General features: G+C 71.4%; 11 protein-coding genes and 1 pseudogene. All 12 read right to left on the bottom strand.

Annotated elements, in window-relative coordinates:
• Window positions 1–12 precede the first annotated feature (12 nt).
• Window positions 13–2859, bottom strand: a complete 2847-nt coding sequence (locus OG764_RS28030) for a DEAD/DEAH box helicase (protein WP_328971203.1) — start codon at window positions 2857–2859, stop codon at window positions 13–15.
• A 45-nt stretch (window positions 2860–2904) separates the two neighbouring features.
• Complete coding sequence (locus OG764_RS28025) at window positions 2905–3798, bottom strand: diacylglycerol kinase (protein ID WP_328971202.1); 894 nt, start codon at window positions 3796–3798, stop codon at window positions 2905–2907.
• A 17-nt stretch (window positions 3799–3815) separates the two neighbouring features.
• On the bottom strand, window positions 3816–4772 hold the full coding sequence (gene tatC, locus OG764_RS28020) for a twin-arginine translocase subunit TatC (RefSeq protein ID WP_328971201.1): 957 nt from the start codon (window positions 4770–4772) through the stop codon (window positions 3816–3818).
• A 52-nt stretch (window positions 4773–4824) separates the two neighbouring features.
• Window positions 4825–5109, bottom strand: coding sequence for a Sec-independent protein translocase subunit TatA (gene tatA, locus OG764_RS28015; RefSeq protein WP_328971200.1), 285 nt, complete (start codon window positions 5107–5109; stop codon window positions 4825–4827).
• A 127-nt stretch (window positions 5110–5236) separates the two neighbouring features.
• The gene (locus tag OG764_RS28010; RefSeq protein WP_328971199.1) at window positions 5237–5452 is read right to left on the bottom strand and encodes a hypothetical protein; all 216 of its coding nucleotides are present in this window, start codon (window positions 5450–5452) and stop codon (window positions 5237–5239) included.
• Window positions 5453–5482: 30 nt separating this feature from the next.
• Complete coding sequence (locus OG764_RS28005) at window positions 5483–5746, bottom strand: hypothetical protein (RefSeq protein WP_328971198.1); 264 nt, start codon at window positions 5744–5746, stop codon at window positions 5483–5485.
• A gap of 13 nt (window positions 5747–5759) precedes the next feature.
• Entirely contained in the window at window positions 5760–6764 is a 1005-nt protein-coding gene (locus OG764_RS28000; protein WP_328971197.1) for a helix-turn-helix transcriptional regulator, read from the bottom strand.
• A 17-nt stretch (window positions 6765–6781) separates the two neighbouring features.
• On the bottom strand, window positions 6782–7738 hold the full coding sequence (locus tag OG764_RS27995) for a helix-turn-helix transcriptional regulator (RefSeq protein ID WP_328971196.1): 957 nt from the start codon (window positions 7736–7738) through the stop codon (window positions 6782–6784).
• A gap of 124 nt (window positions 7739–7862) precedes the next feature.
• A complete protein-coding gene (locus tag OG764_RS27990) occupies window positions 7863–8243 on the bottom strand; it encodes an FKBP-type peptidyl-prolyl cis-trans isomerase (RefSeq protein WP_328971195.1) in 381 nt (126 codons plus the stop codon).
• A gap of 41 nt (window positions 8244–8284) precedes the next feature.
• Entirely contained in the window at window positions 8285–9229 is a 945-nt protein-coding gene (locus OG764_RS27985) for an FKBP-type peptidyl-prolyl cis-trans isomerase (protein WP_328971194.1), read from the bottom strand.
• A 125-nt stretch (window positions 9230–9354) separates the two neighbouring features.
• A complete protein-coding gene (pafA, locus tag OG764_RS27980; RefSeq protein ID WP_328971193.1) occupies window positions 9355–10716 on the bottom strand; it encodes a Pup--protein ligase in 1362 nt (453 codons plus the stop codon).
• 9 nt (window positions 10717–10725) lie between these two features.
• Window positions 10726–12001, bottom strand: a pseudogene (locus OG764_RS27975) (MFS transporter).
• Between the last annotated feature and the right edge of the window lie 118 nt (window positions 12002–12119).

Raw genomic sequence — 12119 nt, 5'->3', positions numbered from 1 at the left:
CCACCGCGCCGGCTACCCCACCGAGCTGTACGCCACCACACCGCGCAGCAGCGCGTCCACGGCCTTGCGGGCGTTGCGCGCCACCGTGCTGCTGCCGCCGCCCGCGGTGGACGACGGTGCGGCCGCCGCGACCTGCCCGAGCACGTCGATGACCTGCTTGCACCAGCGGACGAAGTCGCCGGCCGGCATCTCCGCCTCGCGCAGCACCTCGTCCAGGCCCTTGTCCGAAGCCCACTGGTAGGCCGCCCACGCGAAGCCGAGATCGGGCTCGCGCTGGCCGACACCGCCCTCGGCCTGGTTGATCCGGTGCTCCTCCTCCAGGGCGTCCAGCCGCCCCCAGATCCGCACCATCTCGCCCAGCGCGGCCTTCGCCGCGCCGCCCGGCACCTTCGGCGCCACCGCGTCGTCCGACTGCCGCGCCTCGAACACCAGGGCCGACACGCAGGCCGCGAGCTCGGCCGGGCTCAGGCCCTCCCAGACCCCGGCCCGCAGGCACTCCGACGCCAGCAGGTCCAGCTCGCCGTACAGCCGGGCGAGCCGCCTGCCGTGCTCGGTGACCTCGTCCTCGCGCAGGTAGTCCAGCTCGGTCAGCAGCCCGTGGATCCGGTCGAAGGTCCGCGCGATGGTGTTCGTACGCCCCTCGATCCGGCGCTCCAGCTGCTTGGTGTCCCGCTGCAGCCGGTGGTAGCGCTCCGCCCAGCGCGCGTGGTCCTCGCGCTCGTCGCAGCCGTGGCACGGGTGCGCCCGCAGTTCCGCGCGCAGCCGCGCGATCTGCCGGTCGTCGGCCGCGGCCGCCCGGCCCGGCCGGTGCCGCTCCGGCTGGATGTGACCCGCCTTGGTGCGCAGCGCCGACGCCAGGTCCCGCCGCGACTGCGGCGAGCGCGCGTTGAACGTCTTGGGGATCCGCATCCGCTCGACGGGCTCCACCGGCACCGGGAAGTCGATCGACGCCAGCCGCTTGACCTGCCGTTCCGCGGTCAGCACCAGCGGCCGCGGGCCCTCCTGGTACTCGTACCCGCGGTGCCCGTTGACCCGGCCCGCCGGCACGCCCGGGTCCAGCACCAGTGCCAGACCCGCGAACTTGCCCGTCGGCACGTGGATGATGTCGCCCGGCTTCAGCCGCTCCAGCGAGGCCGCGGCCTGCACCCGGCGCTGCGAGGCGCCCTGCTTGGCCAGCTCGGTCTCGCGGTCCTTCAGGTCGCGGCGCAGCTGCGCGTACTCCTCGAAGTCGCCGAGGTGGCAGGTCATGCCCTCGCGGTAGCCGTCCAGGCCCTCTTCGTTGCGCTGGACCTGCCGCGAGATGCCGACCACCGACCGGTCCGCCTGGAACTGCGCGAACGAGGTCTCCAGCAGCTCCCGCGAGCGGTGCCGGCCGAACTGCTGCACCAGGTTCACGGCCATGTTGTACGACGGCCGGAAGCTGGAGCGCAGCGGATACGTGCGCGTGCCCGCCAGGCCCGCCAGCGCGCCCGGGTCCATGCCGCGCTGCCACAGCACGACCGCGTGGCCCTCGACGTCGATGCCGCGCCGCCCGGCCCGGCCGGTCAGCTGCGTGTACTCGCCGGGGGTGATGTCCGCGTGCTGCTCGCCGTTCCACTTGACGAGCTTCTCCAGGATCACCGTGCGCGCGGGCATGTTGATGCCCAGCGCCAGCGTCTCGGTGGCGAACACCGCCTTCACCAGGCCGCGGACGAACAGCTCCTCGACGACCTCCTTGAAGGTCGGCAGCATGCCCGCGTGGTGCGCGGCGATGCCCCGCTCCAGGCCCTCCAGCCACTCGAAGTACCCGAGCACGTGCAGGTCTTCGGCCGGGATCGACGCGGTGCGCTCCTCGACGATCTCGCGCACCTTCAGGCGCGCCTCGTCGTCGTTGAGCCGCAGCCCCGCGTGCAGGCACTGCTGCACGGCGGCCTCGCAGCCGGCCCGGCTGAAGATGAAGGTGATGGCGGGCAGCAGGCCCTCGTTCTCCAGGCGGTCGATGACCTCGGGCCGGCCCGGCGTCCAGATCCGGCTGCGCGAGCGCCGCTCCCGCTCCCGGTCGGCCTCGCGGACCATCTTCCCGCGCCGCCGGTCCCTCGGGTTGTACGTCTTGCTGTTCTCCATGCGCGCCATGCGCAGCAGGTCGGGATTGACCTCGCGGCGGGCGGAGCCGCGGCCGCCGTGGTCGCTCTCCTCCTCGAAGAGGTCGTAGATCCGCCGGCCGGCCATCACGTGCTGCCACAGCGGAACGGGCCGCTCCTCGGAGACGATCACCTCGGTGTCGCCGCGCACGGTGTCCAGCCAGTCGCCGAACTCCTCGGCGTTCGAGACGGTCGCCGAGAGCGAGACCAGCGTCACCGACTCGGGGAGGTGGATGATCACTTCCTCCCAGACGGCGCCGCGGAACCGGTCGGAGAGGTAGTGCACCTCGTCCATCACGACGTACCCCAGGCCCCGCAGCGACTGCGAGCCCGCATACAGCATGTTCCGCAGCACCTCGGTGGTCATGACCACGACGGGAGCCTCGGAGTTGACGCTGTTGTCGCCCGTGAGCAGGCCGACCTTCTCGGCGCCGTAGCGCTTGACCAGGTCTGCGTACTTCTGGTTCGAGAGCGCCTTGATGGGGGTGGTGTAGAAGCACTTGCGGCCCTGGGTGAGGGCCAGGTGCACGGCGAACTCGCCGACGATCGTCTTGCCGGATCCGGTCGGCGCGGCGACGAGCACGCCCTTGCCGGCCTCGAGCGCCTTGCAGGCCTCGATCTGGAACGGGTCCAGGCCGAATTCGTACATCTCGCGGAAGGGGGCCAGCGCGGTGGCCGCCTCGGCGGCTCGGATCCGGGCGGCGGCGTACCGCTCGGCGGGGGAGAGGTCCTCTGTCATCTTGCCTCCGAGCCTACCCGCCCCCTCTGACAGCGGGCGCGATCTTTATTGACCGGTCAGGACCCGTACCGCACCCGGCACGCACTCCGCCGTGACCGGCAGCGGCCCGAGCGGTTCCCCGTCGGCGTACGCGGTGATCCCGGCCGCCTCCAGGGTCACCTTGGCGGCCCGGTGGACGGTCACCTTCGGGTGACTGAGATGGGTACCCCGGTACACCCGCGGGAACACCCGCAGCAGCGTGGTCCGGCTGCACGCGCCGACCACCGTCACGTCGAAGAGCCCGTCGTCGGTCCGCGCCCCGGCGCAGATCCGCATCCCGCCGCCGTACGAGGACCCGTTGCCGACCGCCACCAGCGTCGCCTCGGTCTCGATCACCGGGCCGTCGTCCAGGGTGATCCGGTACGGGAACGGGCGGAACGCGGCCAGTTCGGCCAGGATCGCCAGGTCGTACTTGAACCGGCCGGCCGGCAGCCGCATCCGGTTCCCGCGGTCGTTGACCCGCGAGTCGAATCCGGAGCAGAGCACCGTGCCGTACCAGCGTCCCGCCACCCGGCCGAGGTCCACCTCGCGGATCGCGGACCCCTTGAGGGCCGCGGCGGCCAGCCGGCCCGCGGCCGCCGGGTCCGCCACCGGCAGGCCCAGCTCGCGGGCGAAGTCGTTGCCGGTGCCGACGGCCACCACGCCCAGCGGCACCAGGGTCCCGGCCACCGCCTGGAGGGCGAGCGAGACCATCCCGTCACCGCCGACCGCGATCACCGCCCCGGTGCCCTCGCGCACGGCCCGCCGCAGCCGGGCCAGGGCGTCGGCGGCGTCGGTGCCCACGACCGAGCGCACGGAGAAGCCGGCGGAACGCAGCGCGGCCGCGGCCGGCTGCGCGGCGTGCGCGCCCCGGCCGCGGCCCGCGGTGGGATTGACGAAAAGGGTGATCTCGGCGGTCACCGCCCGGACATTACCCGTCAGGTGGCGTCGTCGTAACCGTTGATCCGGTGCCGGCCGCCGTCCGCCTGCTCGGGCAGGGCCGCGGGGGCGGTCACCGGCTCGACGTCCCCGAGGTCCTCGGGGGTGAGGTCCAGCTGCGAGGCCTCGTCGTCGTCCAGGTCGGCGTCCGGGTTGCGGCGCCGGCGCCTGCGGTCGTTGAGCCAGCAGATCAGCAGCGCGACGAAGTACAGCGCCACGATCGGCAGGGCCAGCGACAGCATGGTGAGCGGGTCGCCGGTCGGGGTCGCGAACGCCGCGAAGACCGTGATGCCGAGGATGAAGCCCCGCCACCAGCCGGCCAGCCGCTTCGCGGTGAGCACCCCGGTGGCGTTGAGCAGGATCAGCAGCAGCGGCAGCTCGAAGGCGAAGCCGAAGACCACGACCATGCGGGTCACCAGGTCGAGGTAGTCGTCGACCGGCAGCAGGTTGCGGGCGTGCTCGGGGGTGAATTCGAGCAGGATCTCCGCGGTCTGCGGGAGGATCTTGTACGCGAGGACCGCGCCCGCGAGGAACAGCGGAGCGCCGACCCCCACGAAGCTCATCGCGTACTTGCGCTCGTGGCCGTGCAGACCGGGCGCGACGAACGCCCACAGCTGGTACAGCCACACCGGCGCGGACAGCACCAGGCCGGCCGCCAGCGCCACCTTCAGGACGATGGAGAACGGCCCGATGAGGCCGTTGACCGTCATGTCGGCGCAGGGCCGGCCGTTGACCTGCCTGACCACGCCCTCGGTGCAGCCCACCGAGTCCAGCATCGGCTGCAGCAGGAACGCGATGATGTCCTTGTAGAAGAACGCGGCGACAGCCGTGATCAGCAGAATCGCCAGAACCGACTTCAGCAGACGGTTCCGCAGCTCACGCAGGTGCTCGGCAAGGGGCATCCGCCCTTCGGCGTCCTTGTCCTGCTTCTCCTGCTTGCGGGCAGACTTGAGCAACCCACGTCCCTCGTCTCGTGCAGTGGTCAACAGCGGGGTGGAGCGTGCCGGGTCAGCCCTGCGTGGTGCGACCGGGCTCGCTCACCGGGCGGGCGCTGGTGACGTCGCCGGGCGCGGCCTGGATGGTGCGGGGAGCGGCCTGCGGCGCGGGCTGGTCGGCGGGCGCGGGCACGTCGACCGGCTCGTCGTCCTTCTTCATGGCCTTGGCCTCGCTCTTGAGGATGCGGGCCGACTTGCCGAGCGAACGGGCCATCTCCGGAAGCTTCTTGGCACCGAACAGAAGCAGGACGACAGCGATGATCAGAACGATCTCGAGGGGCTTCAGATTGCCGATCATGTGTGGCTTCCTTCTCACCGGGGCAGCTGGAGGTGGTGGCTGCGACCGCGCGGGGCACGCCCCTCGGATCGCGTAACCCAAGGATCGTAACCCGCACCGGTTAACGCCCGGCAATCCCCGGGCAACCTCACGCTTGCGGACCGGCCTGCCCAAGTGCCTCTCCCGAACGGGCCAGACCGGTCGCGGCGGCCTCCAGATCTCCCGCCGCCTGCCCGATCCGCAGGCTGGCGTCCGCGACCTGCCGGGACAGCCGGCGCACCTCGGTGAACACGCGCACCGCCGGCACGGCGAGCACGACCAGCCCGAGGAAACCCAGCGCAATTGCGATCATCGGCCACAGCATGGGCACGAGCTTAAGCGCTCCCGGGCCCGCTCAGACGCTCCGCAGGGTGCGGACGCCACCGCCCGTCAGCAGCTCCACGATCCGCTCCCCGGCGGGCTTGCGCACCGACACCCCGCACTCGGGGCAGGTGAACGAATAGAACGTGGAACGCCTGCTGCCGCCGATCGCCAGCCGCAGCGCCCCCGCCGCCAGCTCGAACCGGGCCCGGCAGTCGGGGCAGGCCGCCTTGAAGAGGACCTCCCCCACCACCGCGAGCCCGGACTTCCCCTGCTTCCCCGACTCTCCCCGCGCCATGCGTGCCGCCCCCTCAGCCGTGAACACCGTGCCCGTCCCGTACATCCCCCGCACCGGGCAGGTCGTACGCCTCCAGGGCCTCGCGGGCCGCCCGGGCCGCGCTGTCCGCCAGTGCCTGCGGCGCCACGATCCGGCCGTCCCGGCCCAGCCGCAGCGCCAGCCGGCGCAGCGACGCCGGATCCGGCGTCCGCAGCGTGATGCGCAGCCCGCCGTCCGCGAGCTCGCGCGCGCTGTCGTGCGGGTAGTACTCGGCGACCCAGCGGCCGCCCGGACCCACCTCGACCACGACCTCCGGGTCCTCGGCGGCCGGCTGCACCAGCCCCTCGGACAGGTCCCGCGGCTCGATCGCCGGCGGGTCGGCCCGCTCGTCGAGCAGCCGGATCTCGGCCACCCGGTCGAGCCGGAAGGTGCGCCGCGCCTCCGAGAGGTGGCACCACCCCTCCAGGTACGTGTGACCGACGGCGAACAGCCGGATCGGGTCGACGGTCCGCTCGGTCAGCTCGTCACGGGCCGGCGAGTAGTACCGCAGCCACAGCCGGCGCCGCTCCGAGATCGCCCGGTCGACGTCCGCGAAGACCCCGCCCTCCGACTCGAAGGTCACCGACAGCCGCGCGCTGGCCCCGGCCGCCTCACCGGCCGCCGCCTCCAGCTTCGCGGTGGCCCGCAGCAGCGCGTCCCGGTCGCTCTCGCGCAGCCCGGGCAGCGTCGACACCGCCCGCGCCGCCACCAGCAGCGCGGTGGCCTCGTCGGCGGCGAGCCGCAGCGGCTCCGCCGTGGACTCCCCCGACGCGTCCGGGTTGCGCCACCAGATGCGCTCCCCGTCGGTGTCGATGTCGAGCAGGTCCCCGCCCCGGAAACTCGTCCCGCACATCGGCAGCACGTCGAGGTCCGAGATCAGCTCGTCCTCCGTGATCCCGAACGCGCGCGCGACGTCGGCGATGTGCGCCCCGGGGCGCTCGCGCAGATACGTCACGAGCGACAGCATCCGGCGGGTCTGGTCAATGGCATTCGCAGCCATGCTGGTACGCGTCCCCCTCAGCCCTTGGCCACGGCTCGCAGCCGGTCCACCACATCGGCCCGCAGATCAGCGGGCTCCAGCACCACCACATCGGGCCCGAACTCGACCAGCCAGGCGTCGAGTCCGTGCCCGTACGGGATCTCCAGCTCGTCCCACCCGTCGCCCAGCTCCCGCACCGCAGCGGCCTTCGCCCGCAGCGGATATCCGGAGCCAGCGCGCAGCCGGATCAGCGCCGAGCGGTCCGCGGTCTCCCCGGCCCAGCTCTCGACGCTCTCCCGTACGGTCACCACGTCCGGCACCTCGGCCGTGTACGCCCCGGCCCGCGACTTCACCTTGCCGGTGATCCGCGACAGCCGGAACACCCGCTCCGCGCCCCGGCCCCGGTCGAAGCCGGCCAGGTACCACTGGCCGCGCCAGCACTCCAGCGCCCACGGCTCGACCTGCCGCTGCTCGGGCCGCGCCGCATTGGACTTGCGGTAGTCGAAGGTCACCGGCCGCCGGTCCCGGCAGGCCAGCATCAGCGGCTCGAACGCCGCCTCGTGCACCGGGATCCGCGGCTCGATGGCACTGTGCTGGCCCTCGTACGGATCACCGGCCTCGGGCATGCCGGCGGCCCGCAGCTTCTGCAGTGCGCCGCTCGCCGCGCCCGCCAGCCGGGCCTGCTGCCACACCTTCGCCGCCAGCCCCAGCGCGGCGGCCTCCTCGGCGTCCAGCGACACCGGCGGAAGCCGGTTGCGGTCACGGCGCGCCAGGTAGCCCGGCTCGCCCTCCAGGTTCTCCACCGTCTCGATGACCAGGCCGAGTTCCCGCAGGTCGTCCTTGTCCCGCTCGAACATGCGGTTGAAGGAGTCGTCGTTCGCGGCTTCCATGTACGCCTCGATGGATCCGCGCAGCTCGCGCTTGCTGAGCGGCCGCCGCGTCCCCAGCAGACACAGCGCCAGGTTCATCAGCCGCTCGGCCTTGGCAATCGCCATCGACGCCCTTCCCCGCATACGTATTCAGTCGTGACCGTTGACCGTACCGCTCCGGCGCGTCCCGGCAAAAGTGAGGGGCCCCCGCCGGACGGCGGGGGCCCCTCACTGATCACGACTGTGCGGATCAGACGCCCATCAGGTCACAGACGAAGATCAGCGTCTCGCCCGGGGCGATCACGCCGGCGCCCGCGCCGCGGTCGCCGTACGCGAGGTGCGCGGGGATCGTCAGCTTGCGACGGCCGCCGACGCGCATGCCCTGGACACCCTGGTCCCAGCCCTTGATGACCTGGCCGGCACCGAGCGTGAACGGCAGCGGGGCGCCGCGGTTCCACGACGCGTCGAACTCCTCGCCGGTGGAGAAGGCCACGCCGACGTAGTGGACCTTGACGTTGTCGCCGGCCTTGGCCTCGGCGCCCTCGCCCACCCAGATGTCCTCGATCAGAAGGTCCGACGGCGCGTCGCCCTCGGGGAAGTCGATCTCGGGCTTCTCGAGCTGGTTGCTCACGGAACTGCTCCTCAAACTAAAACCGGTCAACCAGGACAGTCTTACATCACGGCGAGGATGTCGAGCGCGAAGACGAGCGTCGACTTAGCCGGGATGGCTCCCTGCGCCTTGTCGCCGAAACCCTGGTCCGGCGGGAGGACCAGCAGGACGCGGCTGCCGGCCTTCTTGCCCGCGATGCCGTCCTTGAGGCCCTTCACGGTCAGCTGGTCCAGCGGCCAGTTCACCGTGTTGCCCTGCTCGTAGGTGCTCTCGAAGGCCTTGTCGCCCTTCCAGATCTTGCCCACGTACTTCACCACGACGGTGTCGGTGGCCTTGACGACCGGACCGGTGCCCTCGATGACGTAGTTCGACACGAGCTTCGTGGGCGCGTCGACCGCGGGGACCTTCACCGAGGGAGCCTTGCCGTCGGTGTTCGTCCCGACGACCGGCAGGTTCTTGTCGTCCTGCGGCACGGTCTTGCCCGTGGCGGACAGCGGAATCGTCTTGGCCTTCACGATGTCCACGACGAAGACCAGCGTCGCGTTCGGCTTGATCTTTTCGCCGGAACCCTGGGCTCCGTAGCCGAGCTCCGGCGGGATCACCAGCTCGACACGGCTGCCGACCTTCTGGCCCTCAAGGCCCTGGTCCCAGCCCTTGATGACGCCGCCGGCGCCGATCGTCAGCTGGAAGGGCTGCTTCCGGTCGAAGCTGTTGTCGAACGGCTCCGTGCCGTCCCACGTCTGGCCCAGGTAGTTGACGTCGGCCGCGTCGCCCTTCTTCAGCGCGGGGCCCTTGCCCTCGCTGATGACCACGGTCTTCAGCTTCTTGGGCGGTTCACCCTCCCCCTTCGCCAGGGTGGGCTTCTCTCCGAACTTGGCCCCCGCGGTGATCGCGGGCACCCCGTCCTTCATCGACGTGGAGCTGGAGTCGGAGCCCTTGTCGTCGCCGCAGGCCGCTGTCGACAGCAGCAGCAGGGGGACGACCAGCAGGCCGGCAAGTCGGCGCACGTATTCCTCAGATCTCAGACGGCACAACGGTCGCCGCCACTCTAAGGCGTACCAAGGGCCCCGTACGAGAACGGTACGGAGCCCTGTGGTGCGTCACACGCCGGGTCGTGCGCCGGTCGCCGCGGTCACATGCCGGCGATCAGCTTCTCCACCCGGTCGTCCACCGAACGGAACGGGTCCTTGCACAGCACGGTGCGCTGCGCCTGGTCGTTCAGCTTCAGGTGCACCCAGTCCACCGTGAAGTCCCGGCGCTGCTCCTGCGCCCGCCGGATGAAGTCGCCGCGCAGCCGCGCCCGAGTGGTCTGCGGGGGCACCGACTTGCCCTCGAAGATCTTCAGGTCGTTGCAGATGCGCGCCGCCTGCCCCTTGCGCTCCAGGAGGTAGTACAGGCCGCGACGACGGTGGATGTCGTGGTAGGCGAGGTCTATCTGCGCCACCCGCGGGTTGGACATGGTCATGTTGTGCTTCGCCCGGTACCGCTCGATCAGCTGGTACTTCATGACCCAGTCGATCTCGGTGCCGATCCGGTCCAGGTCCTCCTGCTCGATCGCGTCGAGCGTGCGGCCCCACAGCTCCAGGACCTGCGCCACCACACCGGTGCGGATCCCGCGCCGGTCGACGAAGTCCACGGCCTTGTCGTAGTACTCCCGCTGGATCTCCAGCGCCGACGCCTCCCGGCCGCTCGCCAGGCGCACCTTGCGCTGGCCGGTGATGTCGTGGCTGACCTCGCGGATCGCCCGGATCGGGTTCTCCAGGGTCAGGTCGCGCATCACGGTGCCCGCCTCGATCATGCGCAGCACCAGGTCGGTCGCGCCGACCTTGAGGAGCATCGTCGTCTCGGACATGTTCGAGTCGCCCACGATGACGTGGAGGCGGCGGTAGCGCTCCGCGTCGGCGTGCGGCTCGTCGCGCGTGTTGATGATGGGCCGGGACCGGGTCGTCGCGGAACTGACGCCCTCCCAGATGTGCTCGGCCCGCTGGCTGACGCAGTACACCGCACCGCGCGGGGTCTGCAGCACCTTGCCCGCGCCACAGATCAGCTGACGCGTGACCAGGAACGGAATGAGGATGTCCGCAAGGCGCGAGAATTCCCCGTGGCGTGCCACCAGATAGTTCTCGTGGCAGCCGTACGAGTTACCCGCCGAATCCGTGTTGTTCTTGAAGAGATAGACGTCTCCCGCGATTCCCTCCTCGTGCAGACGGCGTTCGGCGTCGACCAGCAGGCCTTCCAGAATGCGCTCGCCCGCTTTGTCGTGCGTGACCAGTTCGGTCAGGTCGTCACATTCGGGAGTGGCATATTCCGGATGTGAACCCACGTCAAGATACAGACGGGCGCCGTTCCGCAGGAAGACATTGCTGCTGCGGCCCCATGACACGACTCGGCGGAAGAGGTAGCGCGCCACTTCGTCAGGAGACAGTCGGCGCTGTCCCCTGAACGTGCACGTGACGCCGTACTCGTTCTCCAGCCCGAAAATGCGGCGGTCCATGACTGAACATTACGCCTTCTGCTGTGTTCTGAAACCGGGTTCGAGAGCGCCGTTTCGATCAGTTTTCCAAGAGCACGCCCGGCGAACCCGCCGCCGACCGGGTCCGACCCGGCGCCGCGAGCACCCGCTGAGTACCCATCAGCACCACCAGCGCCGCCGCACCCGCACCCACCGCCACACCGAAACCGAGCGCCGCGCCACCGCGTTCCACCGCCGGACCGGCCAGCGCCGTCCCGATCGCCGCGCCCACCCCGAAGAAAGTCACCAGCCACGAGAACGCCTCCGTCACCGTGCCGCTCGGCGCGTGCCGGTCCACCACGATGAACGCGCACGCGATCGCCGGCGCCAGGAACACCCCCGCCAGCGCCGCCAGCCCGGTCATCGCCACCGGCCCCGGCGTCAGCAGCAGCGGCAGGTAGCACACCGCCAGCAGCGCCACCAGGACCCGCAGCCGCCGCTCCGCCGCACCCGTCCACTCCCGCGCCCCGTACGTGACCCCGCCGATCAGCGCGCCCAGCCCCAGCGCCGCCATCAGCCAGCCGTACACCGCGTCCCCGCCGTGCCCGTCCGCGTACGCCACACCCGCCACGGTGATCGACCCCAGCGCCGCCCCCACGAAGAAGAACGCCCCCAGCAGCGCCAGCAGCCCCTTCGAGCGCAGCGCGCCCAGCCAGTGCGCCTCACGCGGCTCCGAACGCCAGGTCCGCGACGGCTCCGACACGACCACCGACAGCGCGCCCAGCACGCCCACGACGTTCAGCACCACCAGCGCCGCCGCCGGCGACCACAGCGACACGCACAACGTCACCAGCAGCGGGCCCACGGTGAACATGACCTCCTGGGCCACCGCGTCCATCGCGTACGCCGCGTGCACCCGCTCCTCCTTGCCGCCGAGCACGCTCGGCCACAGCGCCCGCAGCCCGCCCTCCAGCGGCGGCGTGAACAGCCCCGCCACCACCACCGCCGCGTACGCCACCGCCACCGAACCGGTGCCGGCCACCGCCAGCCACACCATGCCCAGCGCCGACACGACCGCCGCCGGCAACTGCACCCGCGGCTGCCCGTACAGGTCCACCGCCCGGCCCAGCAGCGGCTGCCCCACCGCGTTCGCCACCCCGTACACCGCCGCCAGCGCGCCCGCCAGGCTGTAGCTGCCGCCCTCCGCACGCGTGAACAGCACGATCGCGATCGGCGCCGTCCCGTTCGGCAGCCGGCCTATGAGCGTGCCCACCAGCAGCCGCGCCGCATGCCGGGTCCTCAGCAGTTCCGCGTAACCCGCGGCCATGTCCGCCCCTCTCCGCCCCGACCCAGCCGGGAGTAATACGTATAACTAACTCCGTCATACGTACCATGGCACCAAGCCGCCGGTCCACCCCGCGCACACCGCACACCACGGCCGCCCC

The organism is Streptomyces sp. NBC_00239, assembly GCF_036194065.1.
Lineage (GTDB): Bacteria > Actinomycetota > Actinomycetes > Streptomycetales > Streptomycetaceae > Streptomyces.
Note: the sequence above shows the minus strand (reverse complement) of the source record. Positions and strands in the feature narration are given on the sequence as shown.